Annotated in this window: 24 protein-coding genes and 3 pseudogenes; 9 read left to right on the top strand and 18 right to left on the bottom strand. The window is 59.0% G+C overall.

Features of this window, described 5'->3' with window-relative positions:
- Nucleotides 1–579 precede the first annotated feature (579 nt).
- The 12 genes from AC0L2V_RS12115 to AC0L2V_RS12060 all read right to left on the bottom strand — a co-directional run bounded on the left by AC0L2V_RS12115 (nucleotide 580) and on the right by AC0L2V_RS12060 (nucleotide 11,695).
- Nucleotides 580–1,269, bottom strand: a complete 690-nt coding sequence (locus AC0L2V_RS12115) for a phosphonate C-P lyase system protein PhnL (protein ID WP_473520181.1) — start codon at nucleotides 1,267–1,269, stop codon at nucleotides 580–582.
- A gap of 50 nt (nucleotides 1,270–1,319) precedes the next feature.
- Nucleotides 1,320–2,147: an ATP-binding cassette domain-containing protein gene (locus AC0L2V_RS12110; RefSeq protein ID WP_473520180.1), complete on the bottom strand. Its 828-nt coding sequence runs from the start codon at nucleotides 2,145–2,147 to the stop codon at nucleotides 1,320–1,322.
- On the bottom strand, nucleotides 2,147–3,058 hold the full coding sequence (locus tag AC0L2V_RS12105; RefSeq protein ID WP_473520179.1) for an alpha-D-ribose 1-methylphosphonate 5-phosphate C-P-lyase PhnJ: 912 nt from the start codon (nucleotides 3,056–3,058) through the stop codon (nucleotides 2,147–2,149). The genes AC0L2V_RS12110 and AC0L2V_RS12105 overlap by 1 nt, the downstream gene beginning before the upstream one ends.
- Complete coding sequence (locus AC0L2V_RS12100) at nucleotides 3,055–4,146, bottom strand: carbon-phosphorus lyase complex subunit PhnI (protein WP_473520178.1); 1,092 nt, start codon at nucleotides 4,144–4,146, stop codon at nucleotides 3,055–3,057. Before AC0L2V_RS12100 ends, AC0L2V_RS12105 begins: the two co-directional genes overlap by 4 nt.
- On the bottom strand, nucleotides 4,146–4,691 hold the full coding sequence (gene phnH / locus AC0L2V_RS12095; RefSeq protein WP_473520177.1) for a phosphonate C-P lyase system protein PhnH: 546 nt from the start codon (nucleotides 4,689–4,691) through the stop codon (nucleotides 4,146–4,148). The genes AC0L2V_RS12100 and phnH overlap by 1 nt, the downstream gene beginning before the upstream one ends.
- On the bottom strand, nucleotides 4,691–5,149 hold the full coding sequence (gene phnG, locus AC0L2V_RS12090; protein WP_473520176.1) for a phosphonate C-P lyase system protein PhnG: 459 nt from the start codon (nucleotides 5,147–5,149) through the stop codon (nucleotides 4,691–4,693). Before phnG ends, phnH begins: the two co-directional genes overlap by 1 nt.
- A 208-nt stretch (nucleotides 5,150–5,357) precedes the next feature.
- On the bottom strand, nucleotides 5,358–5,519 hold the full coding sequence (locus AC0L2V_RS12085) for a DUF1045 domain-containing protein (RefSeq protein ID WP_473520175.1): 162 nt from the start codon (nucleotides 5,517–5,519) through the stop codon (nucleotides 5,358–5,360).
- 178 nt (nucleotides 5,520–5,697) lie between these two features.
- A complete protein-coding gene (locus AC0L2V_RS12080; RefSeq protein WP_473520174.1) occupies nucleotides 5,698–6,603 on the bottom strand; it encodes a sugar phosphate isomerase/epimerase family protein in 906 nt (301 codons plus the stop codon).
- 88 nt (nucleotides 6,604–6,691) lie between these two features.
- Nucleotides 6,692–7,447 (bottom strand): ABC transporter permease, encoded by a 756-nt coding sequence (locus tag AC0L2V_RS12075; protein WP_473504699.1) that lies wholly within the window; start codon nucleotides 7,445–7,447, stop codon nucleotides 6,692–6,694.
- 78 nt (nucleotides 7,448–7,525) lie between these two features.
- Nucleotides 7,526–8,482, bottom strand: coding sequence for an ABC transporter permease (locus AC0L2V_RS12070; protein WP_473520173.1), 957 nt, complete (start codon nucleotides 8,480–8,482; stop codon nucleotides 7,526–7,528).
- Nucleotides 8,479–10,071 carry an ATP-binding cassette domain-containing protein gene (locus tag AC0L2V_RS12065; RefSeq protein ID WP_473520172.1) on the bottom strand — a complete coding sequence of 531 codons (1,593 nt, stop codon included), beginning with the start codon at nucleotides 10,069–10,071 and terminating at the stop codon, nucleotides 8,479–8,481. The genes AC0L2V_RS12070 and AC0L2V_RS12065 overlap by 4 nt, the downstream gene beginning before the upstream one ends.
- Nucleotides 10,072–10,135: 64 nt before the next feature.
- Nucleotides 10,136–11,695 carry an ABC transporter substrate-binding protein gene (locus AC0L2V_RS12060; protein WP_473520171.1) on the bottom strand — a complete coding sequence of 520 codons (1,560 nt, stop codon included), beginning with the start codon at nucleotides 11,693–11,695 and terminating at the stop codon, nucleotides 10,136–10,138.
- A gap of 330 nt (nucleotides 11,696–12,025) precedes the next feature.
- Between AC0L2V_RS12060 and phnF the strand changes: the two genes are divergently transcribed.
- Nucleotides 12,026–12,778 (top strand): phosphonate metabolism transcriptional regulator PhnF, encoded by a 753-nt coding sequence (gene phnF, locus AC0L2V_RS12055; protein ID WP_473520170.1) that lies wholly within the window; start codon nucleotides 12,026–12,028, stop codon nucleotides 12,776–12,778.
- 25 nt (nucleotides 12,779–12,803) lie between these two features.
- Nucleotides 12,804–12,986 carry a hypothetical protein gene (locus AC0L2V_RS12050; protein ID WP_473520264.1) on the top strand — a complete coding sequence of 61 codons (183 nt, stop codon included), beginning with the start codon at nucleotides 12,804–12,806 and terminating at the stop codon, nucleotides 12,984–12,986.
- 80 nt (nucleotides 12,987–13,066) lie between these two features.
- Here AC0L2V_RS12050 and AC0L2V_RS12045 read toward each other — a convergent pair.
- A pseudogene (locus AC0L2V_RS12045) lies at nucleotides 13,067–13,288 on the bottom strand (IS1595 family transposase); the annotation flags it as partial.
- Between the two features lie 262 nt (nucleotides 13,289–13,550).
- Between AC0L2V_RS12045 and aepX the strand changes: the two are divergent.
- From aepX to aepY, 6 genes are all read left to right on the top strand, one after another.
- Entirely contained in the window at nucleotides 13,551–14,552 is a 1,002-nt protein-coding gene (gene aepX, locus AC0L2V_RS12040; RefSeq protein WP_473520169.1) for a phosphoenolpyruvate mutase, read from the top strand.
- Between the two features lie 306 nt (nucleotides 14,553–14,858).
- Nucleotides 14,859–16,250: a DUF6002 family protein gene (locus tag AC0L2V_RS12035; RefSeq protein WP_473520168.1), complete on the top strand. Its 1,392-nt coding sequence runs from the start codon at nucleotides 14,859–14,861 to the stop codon at nucleotides 16,248–16,250.
- Between the two features lie 20 nt (nucleotides 16,251–16,270).
- A complete protein-coding gene (locus AC0L2V_RS12030; RefSeq protein ID WP_473520167.1) occupies nucleotides 16,271–18,415 on the top strand; it encodes an NADP-dependent isocitrate dehydrogenase in 2,145 nt (714 codons plus the stop codon).
- Between the two features lie 81 nt (nucleotides 18,416–18,496).
- Nucleotides 18,497–18,922 (top strand): ParB N-terminal domain-containing protein, encoded by a 426-nt coding sequence (locus AC0L2V_RS12025; RefSeq protein ID WP_473520166.1) that lies wholly within the window; start codon nucleotides 18,497–18,499, stop codon nucleotides 18,920–18,922.
- 4 nt (nucleotides 18,923–18,926) lie between these two features.
- Nucleotides 18,927–19,772, top strand: a complete 846-nt coding sequence (locus AC0L2V_RS12020) for an EamA family transporter (RefSeq protein ID WP_473520165.1) — start codon at nucleotides 18,927–18,929, stop codon at nucleotides 19,770–19,772.
- 72 nt (nucleotides 19,773–19,844) lie between these two features.
- Nucleotides 19,845–20,996 (top strand): phosphonopyruvate decarboxylase, encoded by a 1,152-nt coding sequence (gene aepY, locus AC0L2V_RS12015; RefSeq protein ID WP_473520164.1) that lies wholly within the window; start codon nucleotides 19,845–19,847, stop codon nucleotides 20,994–20,996.
- Here the strand turns inward: aepY and AC0L2V_RS12010 are convergent.
- The 5 genes and pseudogenes from AC0L2V_RS12010 to AC0L2V_RS11990 all read right to left on the bottom strand — a co-directional run bounded on the left by AC0L2V_RS12010 (nucleotide 20,993) and on the right by AC0L2V_RS11990 (nucleotide 24,900).
- Nucleotides 20,993–21,298 carry an ATP-binding cassette domain-containing protein gene (locus AC0L2V_RS12010; protein WP_473520256.1) on the bottom strand — a complete coding sequence of 102 codons (306 nt, stop codon included), beginning with the start codon at nucleotides 21,296–21,298 and terminating at the stop codon, nucleotides 20,993–20,995. The two genes, aepY and AC0L2V_RS12010, sit on opposite strands and share 4 nt — an antisense overlap.
- 201 nt (nucleotides 21,299–21,499) lie before the next feature.
- Nucleotides 21,500–21,667: a hypothetical protein gene (locus AC0L2V_RS12005; RefSeq protein WP_473520163.1), complete on the bottom strand. Its 168-nt coding sequence runs from the start codon at nucleotides 21,665–21,667 to the stop codon at nucleotides 21,500–21,502.
- A gap of 319 nt (nucleotides 21,668–21,986) precedes the next feature.
- Nucleotides 21,987–23,186 carry an IS256 family transposase gene (locus AC0L2V_RS12000; RefSeq protein ID WP_473520162.1) on the bottom strand — a complete coding sequence of 400 codons (1,200 nt, stop codon included), beginning with the start codon at nucleotides 23,184–23,186 and terminating at the stop codon, nucleotides 21,987–21,989.
- Between the two features lie 201 nt (nucleotides 23,187–23,387).
- Nucleotides 23,388–23,921, bottom strand: a pseudogene (locus tag AC0L2V_RS11995) (TlpA disulfide reductase family protein); the annotation flags it as partial.
- A gap of 736 nt (nucleotides 23,922–24,657) precedes the next feature.
- The gene (locus AC0L2V_RS11990) at nucleotides 24,658–24,900 is read right to left on the bottom strand and encodes a hypothetical protein (RefSeq protein WP_473520161.1); all 243 of its coding nucleotides are present in this window, start codon (nucleotides 24,898–24,900) and stop codon (nucleotides 24,658–24,660) included.
- A 924-nt stretch (nucleotides 24,901–25,824) separates the two neighbouring features.
- Here AC0L2V_RS11990 and AC0L2V_RS11985 point away from each other — a divergent pair.
- Nucleotides 25,825–26,009, top strand: a pseudogene (locus AC0L2V_RS11985) (LysR family transcriptional regulator); the annotation flags it as partial.

Below are 26,009 nucleotides of genomic sequence, written 5' to 3'. Positions count from 1 at the left end.
CTTGCGGGTTGGCTCCAGGCAGACTCGCACGGAGGCCTGCGCGTCTGCCACGCCGCATCGCTTGAAACGACGCTCTTGACCGAGCGGCGTCAAACGGGCGACCTTGTGATTACAGCTAGAGCAGAAGCCGTCGCCGGACTTCGAGGACGCCGATAACTGGCTGGTCGATCTGGTCTCCGGTCTCCGATCGGTACGCTCGGAGATGACCAGAAACGATCCCTGTGAGTGTGAGCGACGCCATTTACAGCGCCATATGGTGCCAAAGTGTACCGAATAGGCTTGGGTAGCCACGGTAAAAGCCGCCAATAAGTCCAAACGAGGCAACCACGATGCCGCCGAGTGCCGGGCCCACAGTTCGGGCGGAGAGCATGGTCACGGCACCGGGGACACGTGCCGGTCGACGATATCTCAAAACCGAAGTTTGCCAGGCTGATCGTTGAGAGCGCCGCCGCATGCGATCAAGAAGCTGAAGCGGAGGATCATCCACGGACTGACAAAGCCCAGCGCCACAAACGCGTTTAGCATCGCAGAGGCTATCACTATGGATGGAACTAGGGTTCCACGACCACTTCGCGGTTGTCATTGGTCCTCGATCTTGACCGTCTTTAGGGCGATCTCCTGGTCGATAAGACCGGCCACATCTTCCGGATGATGGAACACCCCGATCATTGCGACACCAGATGCCTTAAGCTGCGTCAGGCGTTCGACCAAAGCGTTTCGGGCGTCGCGGTCGAGCGAAGCCGTCGGCTCATCGAGAAGCAGAAGCCGCTGCGGCAGAATCAGAGCCCGCGCCAGATTGACCTTCTGCTGCTCGCCGCCGGAGAAGGTCGATGGATAGGCCGCCCAGAGCTGTTTCTTCACCCCGAACGCGCCGAGCCAGCGGCGGGCCTCGACGAGAGCCTCGGCATGGTAAGTGCCGGCGAGCCGCAGGGGTTCTGCAACAACCTCCTCAGCAGCAACGCGAGGCCTGGCATTGAGAAACTGGGTGACGAACCCGATCTCGCGGCGGCGAAGGACGGCAATATCGACGTCGGCGGCCGAGGCGAGGTCGATCACGCCCTCCCGCGTGTGATAGTAAGCATGACCCCCTCGTGGCAGGTAGGAGCGGTAGAGGGTCCGCAGCAGCGTTGACTTGCCGGCGCCGTTCTCACCCCTGAGCAGAATGAACTCGCCCTCACGAAGTTCAAAATCAATGTTGTCGAAGGCAAACAGCGTGCGCTTGAGGTGGTGCATTTCAAACTGCTTGGTAAGGCCCTCGACGCGCAACACAGGCGCCGGCGTCTCGGGTATAGAAACCTCGATATTCATGTCTGACACTCTCAAAGCTTGGCGTGGACGAGCTGCTGGGTGTAGGCATGCTGGGGGTCCTGGAAGATCTGATCCGCCAACCCCTGTTCCACGACCTTGCCGCGACGCATAACCATGACGCGATCGGCCATGGTCCGGATCACACCGAGATCGTGGGAGACGAGAACCATGGTGATGGCGCGGTCCCGCTGCAACCGCTTCAGCGTATCGAGCACAAGTGCCTGAACACTAACGTCCAGACCGGTGGTCGGTTCGTCGAGAAGCAGCACCGCCGGTTCGAGCGCGATTGCCTTCGCGAGTTGCACACGCTGTTGCATGCCGCCAGAGAGTTCGCGTGGCGTCGCATCCATCCGCTCGACCGGAAACTCGGATGCGTCAAGCGACTGCCGCGCCCGTTCACGCAGTTCCGCGAAGTTGCGCTTGCCGGCAATTAGCAGCCGCTCGGCAACGTTGCCACTGCTGGTGTGACCCATCAGGAGGCCAAGATGAGGGTTCTGGTAGACGATACCGATATGCTGTGCTCTCAGCGAGCGCCGCTCGAAGCGGTCGAGCGTGAAGAGATTTCGGTCCTCGCGGCCTGGCACGGCCAAATGATAACTACCGGCTTCCGGAGTATTTTCGAGATTCATCATTCTGAGCAAAGTCGACTTGCCGGAACCGGATTCGCCGACGATACCCAGAACCTCGCCAGGGTAGACGCTGACATTGACATCGCTGAGAGCTTTGACGTCACCGAAATTCTTCGAAATGCCGCGCATGGTAAGCATCGGCTCGGCGAGCATCAGACGCGGAGGCTGGCGGGTGATCTGCGTCGCCGCAGCGAGATAGAGAGCGCTCATCAGTTCATCTTCCCGTTCTTGTACCAGGTATCGCCGATCTCGACCGGCTCACCTTGAGCTTTGCGCATGTGCTTCACGCCGAAATGGCTGTCCGAGAGCTCGAACTTCGCGGAGCCGTCATCTTGCGGCAATTCGTTCATGAAGAAGCCGGTGACATTGGTGCGGTAGCAGGTCTTGTCCTGATGATCCTCGACCCGATAGGGGATATCGTCGAACACTAGCGGTTCCACGCGTGTATGGGGCGGTACGGCGTAAATTCGCTTCTCGCGTCCGGCCGAGAGAATGGTCAGGTGGTCGGCTTCATTGAGCTTCAGCACGTCCCAGCGCGGGATCGGTGAGGGGGAGATGACGTGCCGGCCGTTCACGAGGCTGGGGTACTCCGTATACTGCATGATCCGCCCTGACTTGACGAGTTGTTCGTACAAAATGAGCCAAAGGTGCCCGTAGTCGGCGTCACCATGCATTTCTCGTGCGACCGACATATCTGACTGGACGGTCCGCAACGGTTCGGGATCGGGTACCTGCAACACCAGAACCTGGTCGTCACGCAGTTTCTCTTCAGGAATGCGGTGACGAGACTGAATGATGCTTGCCTTTTGGGTATCCTGTGTCTCCATCACGTCGCCGACGCGGCCAAAGAACTTGCGGATGCTGCAGGCGTTGACGGAATCGTCAGCCCCCTGGTCGATGACCTTGACGACCGCGGTTGGCTTCAGGAGGGTGAGCGTTACCTGCAATCCGCCGGTGCCCCAGCCGCGCGCCATCGGCACTTCGCGGCTGGCGTAGGGTACTTGATAGCCGGGTACCGCAATCGCTTTCAAAATGCGCCGGCGAAGTTCCCGTTTGGCCGACTCGTCGAGGAATCCATAGTTGAATGCCGCCCAGGGCCTGGTCAGTTCCTGCAATTTCATAGCGCATCATCCTGCAGTGCTTGTGTCAGCTCTTTCTTGGCGACCGTCGAGACTGATGCCTCGCGGTCAGCCTTGACCCTTCGAAAGGCATCGAGAGCAGACTGGAAGGTTACGTAGTGGGGGAGTTTGAAATGAATACAAAAGCCGGAGCTTTCGACCGGCTCGGTATGATAGAGGATGAACTCCTCCGTTGCGGCGGAAGCTGGATTTGGCTGGCTGGAAGCAATGTCGAGGGTCGCGGCGGCGATCACTTTTACCTCGTTCCAGCCGAACGTGGCCGAAAAGCCGAGCTCCAGATTCTTCGATTTGGAGATGATCTCGGCCTGGCTCACACGAACGCGGCCGGCGCTGAAGATCGTGCCGCGTGGATGGCGGAGACGGACAGGTGCTTCGGCAAGCCGCAATTCGTTCACGGTGGGGTGGACGTCGCCGTAACCGCGCATCGTGGCATAGCCGAGCGCCAGCGTGCCGCCGGTGTCGGCTCTCGCCAGACTTTGCAGCTTGTGTGCGCGCGGAACTGGGAAGAGCAGTGGCTCGCGCGTCAGGTCCGGGATGTCTTCCGGGGCGACTTCTTCCGCCGGAAGATCGGGGACTATTCCTTGAGCTTTCTGCCAGTCGATCAGCGATGGCTGCGTGGCCGGCGCCGGATGCAGAGCAGGCGGCACGGGTTGGGGCGTGAAATCCTCGCCCATCAAGACACCGACCTGCAGCAGGCGATGGGAATAGTCGAGCGTGGGGCCAAGGATCTGGCCGCCCGGAATATCCTTGAAAGCCGCCGAGATGCGACGGACCGTGAACAGGTCCGGCTGTGTTATAGGCCGGGCGAAGGCGATGCGCGGCTGCGTCGTGCGATAGGCGCGTAGCAGCAGCACGGCTTCGTAAAGATCGCCACCGGCCTGGGCGAGCGCCAATGCCGCCAGATCAGGTTCGTAAAGCGAAGCTTCTCCCATTAAGCGGTCGACGAGATAGGGCAGGTTCTTGCGCACGGCGTCGACCCGGTCGCGGCTGATCGTTCCGAGATCGCATCGAAACAGCCGCTCGGCATGTTCGATGGCCTGCTCGCCACCGCGGGTTGCTACATAGGCCATCAGAGCATCTCGACTGTTGTGGAACGGGGGATGCCGATCACACGGTCGTCATCGACAAGGTAGACATCGAAGCCAAGCGGGTAGCGGATAGCCCGCTGGCGCAACTCCCAGAAGGATGGCTCCACGTCATCGACCGCAATCGTCATGCTGGTCTTGATGCCGGGCCCGGTCATACGCAATCTCGAGCCACTGCCGAGGCGAGCGGGAGCAAACAAGGTGGCGGCCTCGTCGGGATAAGCCAACGTGCCGACCCGCATGCCTGACAATGCGGTGACTGTTTCAGCCGTGTCGATCCTCGAGAAGATGTATTCGGCTGCGCGCTGCGATAGGGCGCGTGCACCGGTGCGACTTACGGCCTGCTGGGTATCCGGATCGTCCAGCACACAATAGGAGCATTCGCGATCAAGCAGGCTTCCGGCGACCGCCGCCAGCCCGCTGGCAGGGAGCGTGCGAATGACCCCGGGGCGGCTGAGCGCCCACATCAGTTCCTCGAAGGCGGCGTTCGTGCGGCTGTCGTCCGCGGTCGGAGCAAGGGTGAGAGGCATCAGAAAGTCTCCATCTGTACGCGGGTGGCCTCGACTTGTCTCAGCCGCTGCCGATCGCTCTCTTCCTGGTGCCGGCGCTCGGCATCGAGGAGCTCGAGTATGACGCTGGCCTGGTGTCGGGCGGCAATGGCTGCGTCGATGACGGCCATCGCCATGGCGTGTTCGAGGTCGCGCCCAACGACAGCCCCATATCCTTCGAGGTCGTGGGCAGGCACTTCGATCTGCGCCTCGGCAACGAGGACTTCCCCCAGGTGGAATGCGGTGCCTTTCACCGTGTCCTGATAGGGAAGCATTGCAAGTCCCGTCCGGTTGCTGATGACCGTAACGTCACCGAAGCCATCCAGAACCCGCTCCGCCAGAGCCTTGATCGCAGCTGGCCGAGCGGATGCGAGGATGCCAAGCGCTTGGCCGTGGTCGTATTGTCCGATGACCGCGTCACCGGTTCTCACTTCATCCATTATAGTCTCTTTTCTTCCACCATTGAGGTTATCGAACGCAGAGTAGCCTCTCTCCAGATATTCGAATGTCTTTTAGTATCATCCGAATATTATGTCTAGCACCATTCCGGTCGCAGCCTGGGATTCGCTCCTTTCGAATTCCGCGACCGCAGCCTCGCTGCCGCAACCGGCGTTAATCGACGCATGCGCCGTTAGAGCTCCGACTGATTCATCGGCGCTCGAAGCCATCGAAGTCGCGCACGATCCGTGAGGCGAAGCCGCGCAGGAATGCCATGGGACCGGCAGGAACGAGGGCGAAGAAGCCGCCGATCATGCCGATCCGCAGACGGCCAATCGGGCAGGGCAGGGCGCCGTCTGCGAAATCGCGCATCGCCTGTTCCAGGACCTCGACCGATTGACCGCCGGCCAGCCGAAACGGCGCTTTTAGGGTGGCGTGAAATCCGTAGTGGCGCTGGCTCGGTCACGAGATCGTTGGCGATGGAACGTCGGCCTCATTCTCTGCCTTCAGAAAAGCGTCCCGCCCAAGCCTTAAAATTCGTGACGAAGGGTCAGCGGGCAGGGTTCAGCTGAACAAGCCGTCTTGCGCGCTCGAGCGAAGCCGGCTGTTCATCGGCGAACCGGTCACTTTCGATCTCCATGATCAGCATCGTGTCCGGCAGGAATTGGAGTTCCGAGAAGATCGGCTCCCACGGGATGTCGCCCCAGCCAATCGGAAGATGCAGATCGCCGAAGCCATAGCTGGTGGCTTCGACCGGACGGTGGAACTTGCGCATGGTGTTGGGCAAGCCGTAGCTGTCGTGAACGTGAAGATGACCGGTCACCGGCGCCAATGCGCGCAGCTCTTCTCGGAAGTTCAGTCGTCGTACGGTCGATGCGATATAGGCGTGGGACAGATCGAGAACGGCAACGACGTGGTCCGAGCCGATTGCGCGCACGGTTGCTGCCACGTCACTCGGGCTCTGCACATACTCACCGTCGGCCGACGCGAAGATGTTCTCAAGGCCAATGCGAACGCCGTAGCCGGCTGCGACGATCGCCATTTCGGCCAGCGCCTCCCGCTCCATGGCGTCATAGTCCGCGCAGTCTTTGCCTGGAGCCGGATAAGCATGACCGCCGTGTTGGACCAGCAATCCGGCACCGAGGCGGTCGCACAATTCGAGATTGGCCTGCATGACATGCTTGTGAAGATCGAGATGTTCGGGGTCCATGAAATTCGAAATCAACGGTCCATGCAGGGAGAGCCTCTTGAACCCATAGCTACGGACGATCGTCGTGATGCGGGCTGCCCGATCCTTCATGATCCGGCCCCGCGACACGACTTCCTCGGCGTAGATCGGGAGTTCGCAGGCGTCCGCGCCGGTCTCGGCAACCTTTCGAAGCGAGGCATTGAACAGTTCCAGGTCGCCTAAGCTTGGGCGGTTATAGAACCCGATTGCACTGATATTGCTGGTCATTGTTGGCCTTTCTAACTCGACCTAGAAGAAAATCCTCTCGTTCCGAGAGGCGATTTTCGTACGGGGCGATAAGCGTTTCTGGCGTGGGTCAGTCCGCCTCGACGAGGTCCCGCGCCCAGTCCCCCAAGACCGAAATGGAGATCGTCGTGATCAAGATCAGGAAGCCGGGCGTCAGCGCGACCCACGGAGCATTGAACAGCTGGTCGCGGCCGATCCCGATCAGAAGCCCCAGCGAGACGTCAGGAGGCCGAATTCCGACCCCCAGAAAACTGAGGGTCGTCTCCGCCAGGATCGTCTGCGGGAAGTTGATCGACATGTTGACCAGAAGCACTGCCATCGCATTTGGCAAAACTGATCTGGTTATGATCCGGAAGGTTGAGGCGCCCATGATCTGCTGAGCCTGAACATAGGGCTGGCTTTTGGCCGAAAGCGCGATCGCCCGGGCGAGGCGAGCGTAGCGATCCCAGCCATGAAAGATCATGATGGCGACGAACACCGTGAAGTCTGCACTCGGAAGCACGGTGATCAGGGCGAGGATGAGGATCAGGGTCGGTATCGTCGCCTGAAAATCAACGAGCGTGCCAACGATGGCATCGAGAATGCCGCCTATCCAGGCAGCCACAAGACCAAGCGCTGTTCCGACGATTGCTCCTCCGATCGTGCCGACTACCGCGATGGTCAAGGAGACCTGGATGCCGCGCAGGATGAGCGAGAGCATGTCCCGCCCCAACGCATCGGTACCGAGCGGATACTGCCATGTTCCGCCCATGAAGACCGGCGCCCTGAAGCGGTCCAGCAGATTAACCTCTGAGAGGTCACTCGGCGATAGCCACGGAGCTGCCATGACAAGCACTGCCAAAAAGGAAAGAACGCAGAAGCAGCCGACGATGGCGGGGGAAAGGTTTTGTCGTAAAATCATTTCTTAACTCTCGCAGACTGTGCGAAGGCGGCGTGCGGACCGGTGGCGCAGATCGGCTATTCTCGGATCGATGAAGCCGTAGGACAGGTCCGCCAGGAGGTTAGCGAGGATCATCGTCACGCCGGTGATGATCATGATCGCCTGTACGACGGCGAAGTCACGGGCGCTCACACTTTCTATCAACAAAGATCCTGTGCCTTGCCAGCCGAACACATTCTCGACCACGGCGGCGTAAGTGACCAATTGCCCGAACTCCAAGGCCGTGATGGTGATCAGCGGCGTCAGCGCATTTGGCAGCGTGTGAACGCGATGGATGATCCCCTCGGATAGACCGCTGGCTCTTGCGGTCTCGACCATCGGGCGCGACAATACCTCGACCATTGCCGAGCGCGTGAAACGCGCATAGGTCCCTATCCCCACGGTCGACAGCGTCGCGACCGGCATAATGTAGGAGGTCCAGTCTACATAGCCGCTGGGCGAAAGCCAGCCGAGCTTCATCGAGAACAGATACATCGCCAGCACGCCCAACAGGAACGAGGGAACCGAAAGGCCGACGACCGACAGCGTGATGGCCAACCTGTCGATGAAGCGCCCCCGATGCATCGCCGAGAGAATCCCAAGCGGCACGCCCAAAGCGATCGACAGCAGGATAGTCGGGAGCACCAGGGACAGTGTCACGGGAATTCGATCCAGAACCAGCGCAAGAGCCGACTCTCCGGTTCGATAGGAGAGACCGAAATTCATGTGCAGCAGTTCGTTGAGATAAATCAGGAACTGCTGCCACAAGGGAAGATTAAGACCCCATTTCTCGCGGAAGACATCAATGGCGGCCTGGCTGGTGTCTGGACCCAGCAATATTTGCGCGGGATCGCCACTCGCAGCGAGTGCGAAGAACGCAAAAGTCAAAAGCAGAAGGATCGTTATGCAAGCGCGCCCCAGGCGCAAGAGATACCAGTTCATACCGCGGCCTCCTCCTCGGGTAGGTGGCTCAGCGGAGCATCGGGGAGCCTTGGGAGGGCCGCAATCAGGTCCCGGGTGTAGCTCTCAGTCGGGTTGCGAAACAATTCGAACGTCTGGCCTTCCTCGATCAGCTTGCCATGCCGCATGACCACGACCCGGTCGCAGATATGCTGGATGACGGAAAGGTCATGGCTGATGAAGAGGATCGCGAGCGCGTATCTCGCGCGCAGGTCGAGCAGCAGGTCCAGAATCCTGGACTGGATCGACACGTCGAGTGCAGAAACGCTTTCGTCGCAGATCAGGACGCGCGGTCGAACCGTCAGTGCGCGTGCGATCGTCGCCCTCTGCCGCTGGCCGCCGGAGAGGTTGCCGGGTTTGCGCTTAAACAGCGTCTCGTCGAGGTGGGTTTCGAGGAGCCGGGAGCGGGCCACACCTTCCCGTTCGCTTTTGTCCCCCAGTCGATGAATATCGAGCGGCTGGCGCACCTGATGAATGATCCTGCCGAGAGGGTCGAGCGCGCCCCGGGGATCCTGGAAAATATACTGTATTTGCCGCCGCCAAGACGGATCCGGCCTGCTCCAGTCGAGCGTGCGTCCATTCAGCGAGATACGGCCGCCCGCGGGTGTCACCAGGCCGACGGCAGCTTTCGCCAATGTGCTCTTGCCCGAACCGCTTTCGCCGACCAGTCCGACGATCTCGCCTTCGCCGACATCAACGCTGACGTTCCGGAGGGCGTCGAAGCGGCGTCCGTCAGCCGTTTTGTAGCTCACCGAGATATTGTCGAGACGCAATGCCGGATGACTGGCGGTAGGCACGCCAATCGCGCGCAAGGCGGCCGGCGGCGGGACTTGCGGCATGGTCGCTGAGGCGTGCGGCCGCAGCCGCGGCATGGATGCAATCAGTTGCTTGGTGTAATCGGCGCGGGGAGCCGCGAGAACGGCGGCCGCAGAGCCGGTCTCCACGATTACTCCGTTTCTCATGACAATGATCTGGTTGCACAGCTGATAGGCCACCGCCAGGTCGTGCGTGACGAATATGATCGACATGCCGCGTTCTGCGGCAATCGCCTTCAGGTGCTCGAGGACGCCGGCCTGGACGGTGACATCAAGCGCCGTGGTCGGTTCATCGGCGATGAGCAACCGGGGTTCACGTGCGAGAGCGCAGGCGATCGCCACCCGCTGGCATTGTCCACCAGACATTTGATGCGGGTAGGAATCGAGAATCTTTCCGGGGTCGACAAAACCGGCCGTCGTCAGCAGTGGGCCCGGATCACCAAGGGTCCGTAGCGCAAGGTGCCGCCTGACCGTCATCAGAGGATCGAGTGCACTCATCGGATCCTGGAATATCATGGCAATGCCATGTCCCCTGAGGCCAGCCAGCAATCGCCGGTCCGAAAGGGGGTACGGCCGCCCTTCGAAATTCATCTGTCCTTTGATTTTGGCGCTCGGCGGCAGCAGGCCTGCAATGGCCCGGCACATGACGCTCTTGCCGGATCCGCTTTCTCCGACGATGCCGAGAATTTCTCCTGCCATCAGATCAAAGCTGATGTCGCGCAATGCAGAGCCGCTCTGCCCGGCGGCGAAGGCCACGCTCAGCCCCTGAACCGAGACCAGGGGATGAGCGCGACTTTGACTATGGGGATGCAAGTCCATGTTATCTGAAGCTCACGCCTGTTGTCGTGAGATCCAGATATTCCGTCGGAAGGGCGTTATAGGTCAGGCGATCCTTGCGCACCCCGATGAAATGGGCGGCTGTATAGAAGTTCGCGGTATTCGGATCCTCCTCAAACTTGTCGAGCATCTGGGCAAAGACCATCCGCCGATGCGGCGTATCGATCGACGTCGACAATTCCTCGCCGAGTGCTGCGATTTCAGGAGAGACGGTGAAGAACTTCTGTTTTGCGAACGATCCGCCCGGCCCAAGCCGGCGCCAGAACTGGCCCATAGGATCCGGATAATAGGCGCCGGAAGACGCGTCGATGATCGCTCTGTCGGGCGTGTCGGCGAGCACCTGCGTCCAGTTTTCCTTGAACTCCAGCTTGACGTTCAGGCCGACAGCTTTCCACATCGACTGCACGATCTGGGCCGTTTCGCCCTGCTTGGTGTAGTAGTTGTGCTGGGTGCGCCAGATGATCTCCTTGCCGCCATAGCCTGCTCCCTTGAGAAGCTCTCTTGCCTTCTGCGGATCATAGGCATCCATCGGACGGTCCTGCAGATACATGTCGCCGAACGTTTTCACCTGCCAGCCATGCGGCACGTCCGTGCGGCCATCGTAAAGACCTTTCACCAGCGCTCGGCGATCGACGGCAAGGTTCATTGCGTGCCTGATGCGCGGATCGGAGATCGGACTGTCGATGCTGTCAAAGATCACACCACGAATGGTTTCGATCGGACCGCCGGCGACGGCACCGTTCGGGTTGCCCTCGATCTGCGGAAATTCGTCGGTGCCGATATCCGTGATCATGTCGAACTGGCCGGAGAGAAGTCCCGCAACCCGCGTGGAAAGTTCAGGAACCGTGACGAACGTCACCTTGTCGGCAGCCGCCTTCGCGTTACCCCAATAGGCATCGAACTTCTTTATAACGGTCGCGCCGCCGACCTCGTGGCTGACGAGCGCGTAGGGGCCCGAGCCCGCATCGAGCTTCGTGAAATCATTATAGGTCGGAGCCTGCTTCATAGCCGTTTCGGAAATGATCTGGGCCGGGAAGGTGGCGAAGCGATCGAGCGCGATTGGATCAACGGCCTTCATGTGGACGCGGACCGTCATGTCGTCAACCGCCTCGATCCTGTCGATGCCGCCGAGAAACTCCTCCGATTCGGTCGGCACGCTTTTGTCGCGCCCCAATCGCACATCCGCGAACGTCGCGATGACATCGTTGGCGTCGAAGGTGTCGCCGTTGTGGAAGATGACCCCCGGCCTCAGCTTAAACTCGAGCGTCTTGGGATCGAGGACCTTCCACTCGGTCGCCAGTCCCGGCACCATCTTTCCGCCATTGCGGTAGTCGAATCTGACAAGCGTGTCATAAAGCGAAAGCACCACCCGCAGATTGGGGTTGGAGTTTTCAGTCGCCGGATCTAGATTGTCCGGGTTCTTCGGAACGGCGATCGTCAAGTCACGCGCATAGACTGGCGCGTTACCGGACAAGATGGCGACGCCGGCGCTTAGTACCGCAATCAGTACCAAGCTTTTGGGTTTCAATCTGCTCTGGTTCATTCGGCTCTCCGGGATCCTTGTGGCGGTGCAGCGCCGACGGTGCTTGAGGTCGCGCTTCCCGCGGGCCGCTTGTCTGTGAGGCAGGCGAAACATGCCTCACTTTCACGACATTCGGATGACAATAATAAATTCGAATATCAGCGGAGGATCAGGGCACCAGTTTCAGCGCGCGCCCGAGGTTTGGCTTTGTAAACCAGCGCGCTCGCGGATCAAATAGCACGTTGCTACGTCAGCAGCGGACATTGCCAATGAAGACGTCGCTGCTTATACTTATTCGAATATCTTGGTCGATCGTCGACCGCACGGGACAAGCAACGGAATGAAGCGACAATGCCGAAGAAACTGATGCACGGCCAGTGGCAAGACGTCGAAGAGGAACTCGCCGCCGACATCACTGCAGGGCGGTTCGCCAAAGGGGCGCCGCTTCCCAAGGAAGCGGAACTGATGGGACGCTTTGGCGTCGGGCGACATAGCGTGCGACGTGCGATCGCTCAGCTTCAGAATCGCGGGCTTGTCCAAGTCGAGCATGGGAAAGGGACGTTTGTTCGCGACGGGCGCCTGAACTACCGGCTCTCCGAGCGAACCCGTTTTTCCCAAAACCTCCTCGATCAGGGGCGTGAGCCGTTTGGCAAAGCGATCAAGGAGCGTGTGATCGAGGCTCCTCGGCGAGTCGCCGAGGCGCTAAGGCTTCCGCTCGACGAGCAGGTCTACCATATCGTTCGCCTCGAATACGCCGATGAGGAGCCGGTCAATTTTTCGAACGCATTTTTTCCAGTTCGCCGCTTTCCGGGCTTCGATAAGGCGAGACGCGAAGGACAAACTGTCAGCAGCATTCTAGCCGATTACGGCGTTACCGACTACATTCGTCTGCGTACTGACTTTATTGTGCGCCTGCCGACTAAAGAAGAAGCGCGTCAGTTGATGCAGGCCGAAACGCAGCCGATCCTGCTTCAGAAAAAGGTCGACGTGGATATGAAGGGCACGCCAGTTTCATTTTCGGAGTCCGTGTGGGCAGGAGAGCGTGTCCAGTTCTCGATCGACAACACCAGTCAGTTGCTCAACGCCTTGGCTCAGAATTCGTAAGGGCGTGAGTCGATGGTCAACTTCAATGAAAGAACGCAAGGGCACACCCGCTTCGTCCTGTTGCGCCCAGCCGGATGAACCAGACCTGGAGATCGTCCCGGTCCTGCGCGCGATGTTCGAAACCCTGCTTGAACTGCCTGCTCCCGGCCAGGCCGACCTCGCACGCTCGAGACGCTCGACCGGCAAGGCTATAATGTCGTGCCACTGACAACGGCCGAAATTGAAACGACATGGGCCTCTCCTGCATGTCGCTGCGGCGATGCCGCAACATAGGCGTGAAGTCATCCGACGCATGGCCTCGCGAATGCGGTGCGACAGGAGCCAGGCCGTCTTGTAGGTGCATTCCAGAACGCGGTGCAGCTGGTGCGAGGAAATGCCCTTCTTTGACGGGCACATAAGGTGGATGGCCTGCAACCACTTGTGCAGGGGCAGAAGGCTTTCCTCAAAGATCGTGCCCATGCGAACCGTGAACTGGGCACGGCAGGCCGAGCACTTATAGAGGCCGTGACGCGCCGTGTGGGTTCTTCTTCGAAGGCTTGGAGCGACACTACTGCCGGCTTTGTCGAATGAGCGACACGGGTTGTTCGGCTTGGCTCCTCCTCCCACCACCATTCAAGTCATTGAATAATATCGAGAACACTTTTTCTGAGACTTTTCCTGCGCAGTTGGCACGAGGTGTGAAGCTTCCTTCTAGAAAGGCGGCAGGAACTGCGGACCGATTTCATGTTCGTGGTTAATGTCGCGATCGAGAGGACGAAGGGAGGAAAGCAGCATGGCAGATCTGCGGCGAGTGCGTATACCGTCCGAAAATGGGCGTCACGTGCGGAATCCGGGTCGCAATGCAAGCGAACGCATAACTCCGCTTCGTGACCTCATTTGCATCCGTGACAGACCGTCATTCCTTATGGAAGCTCATGACGCGCTCTCCGCGGCGATCGCGCAGCGGTCAGGTTTCAAGGCGCTTTGGGCGTCCGGCCTCTCGATCTCCTCCAGCCTCGGGTACCGTGATGCGAACGAGGCCTCTTGGACCGAGGTGGTCGACGTGGTGGAACGGATGGCGGACGCAGCGGAAATTCCAATCCTCGTCGACGGAGAGAGCGGATTCGGCAATTTCAACAATGCGCGTCTGGTCGCTCGCAAGTTGCGGCAGCACGGCGCGAGTGGCGTTTGCCTCGAAGACAAGGCGTTCCCGAAGATGAACTCCTTCGTAGGCGATCGCCATCCACTGGCGGACATCGGCGAGTTCTGCGGTCGCCTGAAGGCCGTCAAGGACCAAGTTCCGGATCCGGAGTTCGTTCTCGTCGCTCGAACCGAGGCGCTGATCGCCGGACACAGTCAGCAGGAGGCGCTTGCACGAGCGCACGCCTATGCGGACGCTGGCGCCGATGCGATCCTGATCCACTCCCGCAAGTCCGACGCGGAGGAGATTTTCGCTTTCGCGCGAGCCTGGCAGAACCGACTGCCCGTCGTGATCGTACCGACAAAATACTACCGCACGCCCGTCGCCGATTATCGGGCGCTCGGTATTTCCACGGTCATCTGGGCCAACCACAACATGCGCGCCGCGATCTTGGCGATGCGTCAGGTGTGCGACCGCATCATCCAAGAAGAGAGCATTGCCGGTATCGAAGGTGAAGTCGCGACGCTCGACGAGCTGTTCGAACTGATGAACTACGGCGAGCTCTCAGCGGCAAAAGAGAAGTACCTTCCGCGGGCAGAGGACAAGGTGATGGCCGGTCGGCGTCCCGCCGCAATCTCAGTTAAAAGCCGTTGAATAAATGCAGAAAGGTTTCTCTGGGCTCTTCCTGCGCAGTTGGCGCCACTCTTGTTTTTCTCTGTTTGCGCGGCGGCATCTACGGATACAGTATCGCTGTCTATTTGGCGCCTGCAATGTGGAACGATGGCGCGCGCCGGGTTTGGATCGCCTGGCCGGTGGTGTTCGCACAGGCCAATCGGCATCGAAGACAAGCCCTCAGCAGCGGTCGTCGAGCTGCAGGCCGTCGGTTCGCGAATCGCTGAGCGGCGTGGAGCTGTTGAATGCGCTTCTCCCGCTAAAGCTTCCACAATAGAGGAGGATGACGTGTCTAAGGAATCGGCTCTGGTAACATATTACGACAAGATCGCGACGGTCGGCTCCATCTGTTCGTCCAATCCGGGACTGGGAACGCAGGAGCCAGGCTTCAAACCGGGGTACGAGCTTCCACCTCTAGATGAGAAGCTCGTTTCATTCTTCGAACCGGCGACCATCGCGCTTCACCGGCTCGGTGACTATCGGGGCCGGCAGGTGAATGTCCTTAACTTAGTAGGAAACCCACGCACGCGTACGACAAAGACGTTTGCTTCACTCGTAATGGTCGCGCGGGCGATCCAGCATATTCGGGCGACCGGCGAGTCGATTCTGATTGCGACGCCGACCTCCGGTAACAAGGGCGTCGCCCTGCGTGACGCCGTCTTGCGCGCGCTCGAATGTGGGCTTGTGGTGCCCGATCAACTTCGTATCGCGATTGTTGTGCCCAAGGACAGCATCTCCAAGCTCTGGTCGAGCACACTCTCGGAGGACGCGGAGCTCCGCAGGCTGAACCCGGTTTTTATCTGCGACGCAGAAGACGGATCGATCGTCAAAGCAATGACTAGGGAGTTCGTTCGGCAGAGCTCGCAGGATCTGAAGGACCGGTACAATCTGAACGTATGGCATACATACGATCTCAACAATTATCGGATGGCTGATGCCGTTCGCGCCTTCTTCGAGCTAGATCAATTGGGTCCTGCCCACCACGATACACCGCGTATTCAGGCCCAAGCAGTCTCAAGTGCGTTTGGCTTGCTCGGCCACCAGTTCGGTCTCGAGTTCCTTTCAAAGAACGGAGTGGACGTGGGTGACAACCGGCGGTGGCTGCTTATTCAGCATCTCGGAACGCCCGACCTTGTCCTGGACCTCCACTACGGCTCGTTTTCCAGGGAGAATCTCCCGGCATATGCCTTGCAGGAGGAGACAGGCCTCTACGTGCAGAACGAGCAGCCGTTCTTCCCAGTCCGGACATATGACGTCGAGGAGGTGATCGACTCCACGTTCTATAGCCGAAAGCCTGCAACTAGCGAGCTGGTGCGAGAAATCATGTCCGGCCAAGGAGGCGAGGGTATCGTCGTATCGCTGTACGAATGCCTCCAGCAATACCCAAAGCTGCGACATCTCCTGAGAAACACAGATTTGAGCTTGCCGCATGATCCGCGAGATTTGCGCGAATGGTCGATGACGATGGTGTTGACAGGGGCGTTAAGCGCGATCGATCGGGATCTGGTGCCCTCGGCGAGCGAGCTTTTGATCCATGTGACTGGGTCCTATGCGAAGCAGGACTTCTCCAGTCTCCCCGCTGACCACTTGCGGCCAGTCGCCTCTCCCGACGATATCAGGGTAGCAGTTGTCGAGGCGTCTATGGCTCCTTTCATTCCCAAGGTGCGGCAGGCGATGTAGTCGCTCGAGCGAGGCAAGCGATGAGATTGCTCTACTGCAAAACGGATGAGTCGCCGAGATTAAGTTGGTACTCTTGGGCGCCGATCGTAAGAACCATTGCACGCCAGTTTGGCATTGAGATCGACGAGGTCGATGTGTCTTTGGCTGCTCTAGTCCTCTCGATTGCCGGCCCGTCGGTAGCGGGGAGCGCGTGTCACCCTCAAACCTGCCTGGCGGCAGCGATAGCGGAACCAAACGCCATCATAATCAAGCCACCTTGCATTGGTGCCAATGCCAATCAGGCGCGCGCGGCTGTCGCGGAGTTGCTGCGCGCCGGAGCAATTGCGGACCCCGACGTTCGAAACGCCCTCGATATTGGCGAGGTCATTCCAAGCTTGCCGGTGCTTGGAAGCGTGATAAATCGCCAATTGCGTCAAGGCGCCATGATTCGCGAGTTGCGGAATCACAAACCAGCTCGTTACGCGCCATCCGGGATGGGCGGTGCCTCACCTTTCATCGATCCGAACACAGTCGTGGTCTCGATGGACGAGGGCGGTTTTGCTGAAACGGAGCAATCGGTTTCGATCTCGGATAAGCAATTCGTTAAAATTGAGTTGTTCGGACAGGATGGGAAAGATCGTGTACTTGCTGCGCGTATAGAGCTCCTGGCTGGAGACATATGCTCGTTCTCCTTTATCCGGAAGGAATGCCTTCGATCGTTTCTGCGCGAGGAGTTTGACGACGCTGAGAGGCGCGGACTGGCTGTCTCGCTACAACTCAAACGGACGGTGCTTAAGGCGGACGAGTACATTTCGGTCGAGGCCAGCGAGATCAATGATGGACGAGCCTTGGACCCATCTTCGCTCAATCTTGACGACACCAGTCCCGCCACCCGATCGGCGTCGCGAGTCGAGGTCACCCGAGGGACGAACGTTGGCGCCCGTTCGAGCGCATCCCAATCGGGTCCTCCAAACAAGGTGGAGTCATTTGCCCCCTCAGTGCAGCCGAGCACCGCGAGGGTGATGGCGGATGCAATACTGCGCGGCGGCCGTGTTCCTCTTGTGGATGGCTCGGAGGGACCTGCAAAGTTCGTGATACCGGATAGCACATACGGCCATCTTTATCAGGCGGTACTCGACGACTTCAGAATCCTCGGAGCCCTCCGGCCGGATCAAATAGGCGCCGTAACGATCGTCGGGTTAACGAAGGACGACGCCGAAGAATATGGAGCAAACTCAACGACTTTTCGGGTCTCGGCTGATGGCTGCGTCCGGGTGCTACCTGACCACGGGGCCGAGATTTACATCGAACGCGCGTACACTGGTGACATCTGGCGAATGATGAAAGTTTCTGCGTCGGCACTTGAGGTTTGGTGCGAGGCTGCGTTGCAAAAGGCCGACGAAACAGGAACTCAGGCGATCTTCTTGCTGGATCTCGACAGACCCTTTCATCAGCTGATCAGACGTGCGGTGACAGACCATCTCGTCAGTCGAGGAAGGGCAGCGCGGGAAGCGAAATTCATGAACATCGCCGATGGAACGAGATTCGCCTTCCAAGAACTCAGGGGCGGAAACGGCATCGTGCTCGCGGTCGGAAACCTTTTGCGCGACTTTCTTTCAGAACTGATTCTTGCGCTCGCCGGGGAACGGAAGCGGCTTGTTCGGTCATACTCCGTGCTTCCCGGCGGCGGGCATGTCTTCGAGGTCGGCACCGGCGGCACTGCGCCCAGTACATTTCACCGTTTCATTGCGTCAGGCATACTGCGGTGGGACCCGGTCTACGAGTGGGTAGCTTTCGCGGAAGCCTTTCGCTGCTGCGCCCGCTACCAGCACGACGACCAGATAAGCATGCTCGCAGAGGGGCTAGAGGCTGCCATCGAACAAGTGCGGCACAGCACACCTGCCGCGTGCGTCGACACCCGGGAGGTGCATTTCTGGCTTGCCAAGCATTGGACAGGCTGGTTCTCGCGGCTCCAAGTCGGGTTAGCCGGAGTTGATGCAATTCACTCCGCCCTTTCGGAAGAAGAAGCCGAAATATTGGCCGAATTGCGCCGCGCGTCCGAAGGCCCAGTAGATCTTGGAGGATACTACTATCCAAACGGACAGCTTGTAGAAGCGTGCATGCGGCCGAGCCGGCACCTCAACAAAATTCTAGAGGAATGCGTACCTCAGAGCAAGCTTACTTAATGTACGATGATGTCTACTGTGATTTCACCGCGAATCGCCGCTCATTCATTCATTGGCGGAATTCTGACAAGCACGTGCCTGTTGGCAGATATCCTGCCACTTGGCACGACAAAGCCGCACGAGCAGGTTTACCCGGTGGACGCCTGCCAACTGGGCGATGACATCGTCGCTTGCAGACACTTCACGACGCCGATTCTCGTCGACAGTCGAAACCACATCTTGTTGGATGGCCACAATCGACGTTGGGATCTTTCCAAGCGGATACGAGTCCGGTTCATCCCAGCAATCCTCTTAGATTATGACGAGGACTCGCTAATTTCCGTGACCAGTTGGCGGGACGGCATCGTTGTGGACCGGTCCGTCGTCCGCGACGCAGCGCTCAGTGGTCGCCTTCTCGAGTGCAAGATGTCGAGGCACCGCTTTAAGATTGGACTAATTCGCACAGCATTGACCGGCCTGAACAAAGGTCTCCTCTATTACACTGATGAACGACGGCGGGAGATCTGAAGAGATGTCGCTCGGTGTTTTCAGCCTCGTATTAAGCGCTGCAATATTTCATGCGACGTGGAACGCCTTGGTGAAGATCAATGGGGATAAGCTGGCCGTCGTCGCGGTGATTAAGACGACTCAGATCATATTCGCACTTGCGGCCGTTGCTTCTGTAGGTGTCCTTCCGCCCGCCGCTTGGCCATATCTGCTCGCATCAACGGCGATCCACACGGGCTACTACTGGTTCTTGATTCGATCATACCGGTTCGGTGAACTCAGCTACGTTTATCCGATTGCCCGGGGAACATCACCTCTTCTCGTGGCGCTCGGTTCGATGACGCTTATTGGTGAAACGATATCAATTCCTGCGGCGATCTCGGTCGGAGTTATCGCACTGGGAATAATGAGTTTATCGCTGACCGTGAAAGCCAAAGCAATAGTCGAAAGACACGCGCTTAAATCTGCCGTCGGGACTGGGATTTGTACCGCCGGTTACACGCTCATGGACGGGATAGGGGCTCGGAGTTCGGATACTGCGTGGACCTACATCGTTTGGCTGATGCTTGTTGGCGGCCTTCCGACACTTTTGCTCGCGATCGGTGCACGTGGACGCGCGCTTGGAACGCAAATGATAACAGCTTGGAAAACGGGCGCCGTCGCCGGCGCTGTCGCTACGTCGGCGTATGTGATCGTGATCTGGGCTTCGACGGTAGCGCCCATAGCGCTCGTCTCAGCGATACGCGAGACCAGCATGGTGTTCGCTGCATTGTTCGGCGCTCTGGTGCTCGGCGAAAGTTTCAACCGGACCCGCCGGGTGGCTCTTGCAGTGACGCTAGTTGGCGTCGTGCTTCTTCGGGTCTGGGCTTAAGCGCGACCTGCAAACGGTAATTCGGATGGAACCGCGAGTGGTTACGGTTTCTCTGTTTTTGGAGGTTTCAATATGGCGGTATTATTCGATGCATTATCAGCGGTCGGCATTGATTACATTTCTGGCGTGCCGGATTCCGCCCTCAAACCATTCATCGTTGAGCTGAACGACCACCCCAACATCGTGCACCAGATTGCCGCGTGTGAAGGCAGCGCGGTGGCGATGGCCGCAGGTAGGTCGATGGCGTCAAAGCAGCCGTCCGGAGTTTATATGCAGAATTCCGGGCTTCCGAATGCGCTCAACCCGCTCGTGTCGATGTTCTCGCCAATCGTCTACGATATTCCGCTCACCTTGATCGTGGGATGGCGGGGTGAGCCTGGAACAAAAGACGAGCCACAACACATGGTCATGGGCAGAATTACCGAATCCATGCTCGACCTGTTGGGGATAGATCCGCTGATTGTGGACGCCAGAACGGCACAAGATCGAGTTCGCCGACACATCCTGGAGAGCCATCAAAAAAGGCGGCACGCCGCGCTGCTTGTACGGCGCAGTGCGTTTGTCGCTCCGCGCGAGACTGCAGCCGAGACCGCCCCTTGTATCTCGAACTTCGAGGAAAGCGTTGATCGCGTGGTAGCGGTTACTGCGATACTGGAATCGATCCGCGAAGGAAGCGTCGTCTTCAGCAGCACGGGCTACACCGCTCGCGAGGTCATGCTGTTCGAAAGCGAGCGTGGCGGAGAGCGGAGATTTACCCATATTCCATGCGTCGGCGGCATGGGTTTCGCCTCAAGCTTTGCAGCAGGCGCGTCGGGAGCGGACGGGAGCCGCGACGTGTATTGCATTGATGGCGACGGAGCATTTCTGATGCACGGTATCAGCAATGCGGTCATCCCTGGTCAGGGCGGACGCTTCAAACACATCGTGCTGAACAATGGTTGCCATAATTCGGTCGGTGGCTTTCCCACTTGCTCGGCTTCTGCCGATCTGGCGAAGATCGCGGAGGGAATGGGATACGCATGGTGTAAAAGGGTCACGAACGAACGATACCTCAAATCCGCGTTGGAGGAAGTCGCTAGTCATACCGTCCCCGCGTTTTTCGAGATCCGGTGCGGTCTCCAGAGCTTCGGAAAACTGCCAAGACCCGATCGCCCACTGTCGGATTACAAGAACGACTTCCTTGCAACCGTGGGGGTTCGGGATCACCGGGACACGGTTCCTTAATTGCACCAGGGATCGTCTGTCGAAGGCGATTTGCCTTTGAATGCCGACTGCAAGCGATCACCCTCACGAGTTAGCGAGACTCTGCGAGACAAGAGTGAGCTCGAAGACGTTGTCGCCTGCTCCAGGTATCGCGAGGATAGCTGCCCTCGTTCGGAGTATCTTCCAAATTCATCATTTTTGAGCAGCGTGGATTTGCCGGACCCGGACTCCCCGACAATGCCGAGAACCTCACCTGGATAGACGTAGACATCGACACCAATCAAGGCCCTGGTCGGCCCGAAGCTATGGGATACGCCGGGCATCGCCACGACCGGCTCGGTGCGTCTAAGGCGAGGCTTGTCGAGCTCTCGTTTAATCGGGGGCTATCGATCAGGTTCATCGCCTCTCCCTTCGCGGTACCAAGTTGCTCCGATGCGAACGGTCTTCGCCGGCGCGCGGGACGGCCTTTGTCCGAGGCCGTTATCGGAAACTTCAAACGCGAGCTGCCGTCGGCCTGAGGGATCTCATTCATGAAGAACCCTTTCAGGTCCGAACGGAAGCAGTGTGGCGGGCGTGATCCTCGACGCTGTACGGGACATCGGAAAAGACGAGCGGTTCCACCCTTTGAAGGGTGGAACGGCGTAAAGCCGCGTCTCTCCCTCGGCGGACAAAAGGGTCAGGTGTCGCGCCATATGGAGCTTCGGCACATCCCAGCGCGGTATCCGCGAAAGGGATAGTCACATGCCGTCTGTTTACCAGTGCAGGATATTCCGTGGCCTGGGTGGGGTTTACAGAGAGCGCCGCAACGACCTTCTCACCGTTGCAGTTAGCCAAGGCCTAAGGTGGTAGCAGGTTTCAGTCCGTCCGCCATAGGCTCCGGGCGTTCCAGCGACTTCACTGAGTTGTGTGCGTCAAGTTCTGCAAAAAATGGCGTGGCATTCAGCGGTGACGTTGGCGTGTCCGCCGCGCAGCCCCCGTGTTTAGCGGAGCGGCGGACATGGCGGCCGCGTCTCAGGCGGCCAGTGCCCTCAGGTTCTCCTTCTTGTGCTCGCGCAGATGATCCATGTTGAGGTAGCGGGTCGCCTCGAGCCAGTTCTCGTGGATCTCCACCGCCAATGCCCGAACCAGCCGGAAACAGCTCTGCGGGTTGGGGAAGATGCGAACGACCAGGGTGCGCCGCTTGATCTCCTGGTTCAGCCGCTCCAGCATGTTCGTCGACTTCATGTGCTTGTGATGCGGCAGCGGCAGCCGATAGAAGCTCAGCGTCTCCTCGATGTTGTTCTCCACCCAATCCACCAGCTTCGGGTATTTGGCCTGCCATTTGGCGATCCACTGCGCCAGGTCGCGCTTGACCTCGGCGAGGTCGCGCCGGTCATAGAACCATCTGAGCTCCATCAGGCAGTCGTCATCGACCTTGCGCGGCACATAATCGAGCGCGTTTCTGAGGAAGTGCACGTAACAGCGCTGCCAGACTGCCTCGGGCAGGACTTCCCGGATCGCTGCCCTGAGCCCCGGATGGTCGTCGGAGACGACAAACTCGACGCCGGCGAGCCCGCGCTGCTTGAGCCCTGCTACGAACGCGCGCCAGCTCGAATGGCTTTCCCGGTTGGCCAGTTCGACACCGAGCACCTGGCGCCGACCCTCCCAGTCGACCCCGATCGCCACCAAAACCGCCTGGCTGGCGATCACGCCGGCTTCGCGCGCCCGCTCGTAGCGCGCATCCAGGATGAGGTACGGGTAAGGTTCGGCAAGCCGCTGCTCAAAGAACGCCTTCAGGGCTTCATCCAGCCGCGCCGTCGCCTGGCTTACCGTCGAGGCCGAGAAGGAATGGCCGCACAGCTCCTCGGTGATCGCCTTGACCTTGCGGGTCGATACCCCTTGCACGTACATCTGGACCAGCGCCGATACCAGTGCCTTCTCCGAGCGCTGATAACGCTCAAACAACTCCGTCGAGAACCGGCCGGCCCGATCCTGCGGAACCCGAAGCTCCAGCACGCCAACCCGCGTCACAAGCTTGCGTTCGTAATAGCCGGACCGGTAACCAACCCGCTCCGTCGTCCGCTCGCCTTTCTCGGCCCCGATCGCCTCCGTCATCTCGGCTTCCAAAGTCTCCTGCACCACAGTCTGCAAAACTCTGCGGAAGCCGTCCTCATCCGACAACAGCAACGCTTTCAACTCGCCTCTGCTCAGTCTAACGTCTCGCTTGGTCATGGCACTTACCCTTCCACGGGAATCGGTGATCGCAACGTCACCAGCGTGCCATGGCCGCCCCTCGCCTCAGAGCAAGGGCTGTTCTCTCTCCAGAGCTTTTTGCAGAACCTTCAGGACACTATCCTTCACTGCCAGTTCGTCAACTCGATCGCGCGATCCTTGTTGCCGCCCTCATGAAAGTACCGGGCGACCGGCTTCTTAAGCTTGTTCGCGAGCTATGGGTTGGTTTGTGGCGATGCGCTTGGGATCGACGGATTTTGCTTGATCGCTCGTGCGCCAGCTGCCGTTAAGCACTTTCGGCAAAACCTCATCGAGGTGCATCGGATAACCGATAAAGGCAATGTGGCCGTCTCGGTCGACCACGAACGAGGTCGGAATCACGACAGAAAGGCTGGGCTCCATCCAAAGCTTGTTCATTGCCCCTGTGTGGTCGAAGGCGATCCGATAGCTCAGATTCGAGCACTTTTCGGTCAACCACGCGTCCAACTTGGTTCGGGCCTCAACGGCCGTTGGCGCGTGTTCATGCGCCGCGACTGCGACGACCTCAACTCCGCTGTCCTTATATCTCTCCTGCAGCAGCATCAGATGGTGCATCGCGTTCACACATGGCTCGCACCACGTTGCCCAAAATTCGACGATGTACACTTTGCCGGGCTGAAAGCTCGTCAGGGCCTCGCCACGCAGCCAGGTTTCCACTTGAATCGAAGGAGCCGGGGACTCCATCTGCAATACCATGCTGATCTCCAAAGCTATTGCCAAAGGATGCGGGACTTCATGGAATAGGTCATCGCTCGTTTTGCGCGTCTGCGTGCAGTCACCTCACTCAGTGTTGCCGCGGCTCAATCAGCAAAGGCCGTGCCAGCGCGGTCAGCGCCCAGTAAGCGCGTGAATATCCGGAAAAACCTCCGCAGTCCCAAGATGGCCGGTTGTAATGCACCTGACGTGTTTTCTGCCGCTTGTCGGGTTTTGGACACGGATCACGCGCTTTGCGCCGCCAAAAAAAGCGTGGCCATCCCCACGGTCCCGAAGTGCCGGGGCCATGAGAGCGCGTGCCACACGCTGCATGACATCGTCCCCATGCATCGTTGCCCTCGGTGTTGACGTCGCCACACGCCAGATTATCATCACCGAGACGTCGCAAGCTCGACCCAAGAACTTGAGCGGCATCATTTCACTGGAAGTTATACACCGGACGAGCACAGGCCGATTGTCGGCCTTCCTCCATTCCGATCACCGTCTCTTGGTCGCCTGGCTTCACGCCGACGCGGTAGGCAGCAGGCCAGCTTGGCAAGCGCCGGCGCGAAGAGATCCTGCCGCGTTACGTGCCACCCCCATCGCCTTCAGTGTCCGTCGGCTCAGCCTACCGGCCATTTCGCGACATCGTGAGAACTCAAGATTCCCATACCGTCTTCGGCTGGGCAATCATGAATTCAGCGGGTCTTTGCAGATGCGCTCGTTGATCCGCATGGATTCATTCAATCGACGCCTCGGTGACATCCGGCTGATCTTCCTGGACAGCCTTCACGACGATCATTCTGGGTGTTAACCGGCGTGCAAAATTGGCTCTGATGAGCCTGGCAATGCTTCGTGCCGACGGCGTGCGGGGAAGTACGCTTTGATCGGCCTTTTCGGCCAGACGTCGCCGCCGCGCCCATTCAGGGATGACACCGATCTGGCCCCGAAAGCCTTTCCCGGGCATTTCACGCCAAAGCACGCGAGCTCGGGAGCGGTGGACCGGACGTCAGGGGGCTGGTAGGCCTTGGAGAATCATGCCACGCTGAAAAAATGGGGCCTTGTTAGCCACTAGATGCTTTAACCTCTTGGTCGTCTGGTTCCTAGCCTGTGCAACAGGCCCACACATGGTTTGGCGGACCCAGCGTCTTTCGATCTAACGGTTATGACCATGAAACATTGGTCTTTTCGCGCTCTTTGTTACACAGTTTGTTACCCCGCTACAACCACGATTCACAATCGCGCCCAGCTCTCGGTCCTGAGTAGTGTAGACACTCCCGCCTGAGTATTTTTGGGGGGGGCCGGGTCAGAAGGTGACTCAGCGTGAGGTCAGGCGAGGGGTTGTTCGGATGCGAAGCATCCGCCCAGGACCGCGTCTGATCAAAAGAGTCGTAGGAACGGATGGCTGCTTTGCGCCTGATCTCGGCCATTCCTGGTTATGGAAGATTGGACAGAAAGCAGACATTCCGCATGGCCACGGCCGGTGCAAACTTTGCCGGCGCCGCGCAATATCTAAGCCTTTTCAAAGTTCTCCATTCCAGAGAAGACTTATTGGAATGGGCCGCCGCCGCTTGCCGAATGGTCGAGTGCCCAACGCCGTTCATAACTCGGTGCAGTCGCACCGATGCGCCTGAACATCGCACTTTCATCTTTTGGTTGCGTGTTTCGCAAACTCTGGACAGGGATTCCGCTAAATTGCGGACGGCTGTTTCGCTAAGTCCACGCACAGCTTGCCGGCGTCTGTCCTCGGTAAAGCTGGCTTCGATTTGTCTGAACAGTTTGGCGAGGACCGCGAAATGAAGGCAGCATAGGGAATGGAAGCGCCACGGGCGACGACCCGATAGAAGCGGTTCACCCGTTCGACCAGCGAAGTGACGTTCGTTAATCGCACTACTCAAGGTCCGAGCTGAAGCCATCCATCGAGGAGCGGTTTTTTCTTGAGCATGGCCTCAAGAGACGTGTCGAGGTTATCGTGCAGGCCTTTAGCATGATCCCGCCGATGGTCTCAGGCACCGCTCGTATAGCGACCATGCCCTTCCGGCTGGTTGAGCATTTCAAGAAAACCTTCCCGCTGCGGATCATCGAACTTCC

It is taken from the genome of Mesorhizobium sp. WSM4814, from assembly GCF_055811595.1.
The sequence above is the reverse complement of the archived record's forward strand: the minus strand, read 5'-3'. Positions and strand labels throughout refer to the sequence as shown.

Bases quoted from the DNA above. Each gene is read 5' to 3' on its own strand.
- AC0L2V_RS12070 (WP_473520173.1), bottom strand. From the start codon at position 8,482: ATGAACTGGTATCTCTTGCGCCTGGGGCGCGCTTGCATAACGATCCTT.
- AC0L2V_RS12000 (WP_473520162.1), bottom strand. From the start codon at position 23,186: ATGACCAAGCGAGACGTTAGACTGAGCAGAGGCGAGTTGAAAGCGTTG.
- AC0L2V_RS12005 (WP_473520163.1), bottom strand. From the start codon at position 21,667: ATGGCGCGACACCTGACCCTTTTGTCCGCCGAGGGAGAGACGCGGCTT.
- AC0L2V_RS12080 (WP_473520174.1), bottom strand. From the start codon at position 6,603: ATGACCAGCAATATCAGTGCAATCGGGTTCTATAACCGCCCAAGCTTA.
- AC0L2V_RS12010 (WP_473520256.1), bottom strand. From the start codon at position 21,298: ATGCCCGGCGTATCCCATAGCTTCGGGCCGACCAGGGCCTTGATTGGT.
- phnH (WP_473520177.1), bottom strand. From the start codon at position 4,691: ATGCCTCTCACCCTTGCTCCGACCGCGGACGACAGCCGCACGAACGCC.
- AC0L2V_RS12105 (WP_473520179.1), bottom strand. From the start codon at position 3,058: ATGAAATTGCAGGAACTGACCAGGCCCTGGGCGGCATTCAACTATGGA.
- aepX (WP_473520169.1), top strand. From the start codon at position 13,551: ATGGCAGATCTGCGGCGAGTGCGTATACCGTCCGAAAATGGGCGTCAC.
- AC0L2V_RS12060 (WP_473520171.1), bottom strand. From the start codon at position 11,695: ATGAACCAGAGCAGATTGAAACCCAAAAGCTTGGTACTGATTGCGGTA.
- AC0L2V_RS12100 (WP_473520178.1), bottom strand. From the start codon at position 4,146: ATGGCCTATGTAGCAACCCGCGGTGGCGAGCAGGCCATCGAACATGCC.
- AC0L2V_RS12050 (WP_473520264.1), top strand. From the start codon at position 12,804: ATGAAAGAACGCAAGGGCACACCCGCTTCGTCCTGTTGCGCCCAGCCG.
- aepY (WP_473520164.1), top strand. From the start codon at position 19,845: ATGGCGGTATTATTCGATGCATTATCAGCGGTCGGCATTGATTACATT.
- AC0L2V_RS12075 (WP_473504699.1), bottom strand. From the start codon at position 7,447: ATGGCAGCTCCGTGGCTATCGCCGAGTGACCTCTCAGAGGTTAATCTG.
- AC0L2V_RS12020 (WP_473520165.1), top strand. From the start codon at position 18,927: ATGTCGCTCGGTGTTTTCAGCCTCGTATTAAGCGCTGCAATATTTCAT.
- AC0L2V_RS12085 (WP_473520175.1), bottom strand. From the start codon at position 5,519: ATGCGCGATTTCGCAGACGGCGCCCTGCCCTGCCCGATTGGCCGTCTG.
- AC0L2V_RS12110 (WP_473520180.1), bottom strand. From the start codon at position 2,147: ATGAGCGCTCTCTATCTCGCTGCGGCGACGCAGATCACCCGCCAGCCT.
- AC0L2V_RS12030 (WP_473520167.1), top strand. From the start codon at position 16,271: ATGAGATTGCTCTACTGCAAAACGGATGAGTCGCCGAGATTAAGTTGG.
- phnG (WP_473520176.1), bottom strand. From the start codon at position 5,149: ATGGATGAAGTGAGAACCGGTGACGCGGTCATCGGACAATACGACCAC.
- phnF (WP_473520170.1), top strand. From the start codon at position 12,026: ATGCCGAAGAAACTGATGCACGGCCAGTGGCAAGACGTCGAAGAGGAA.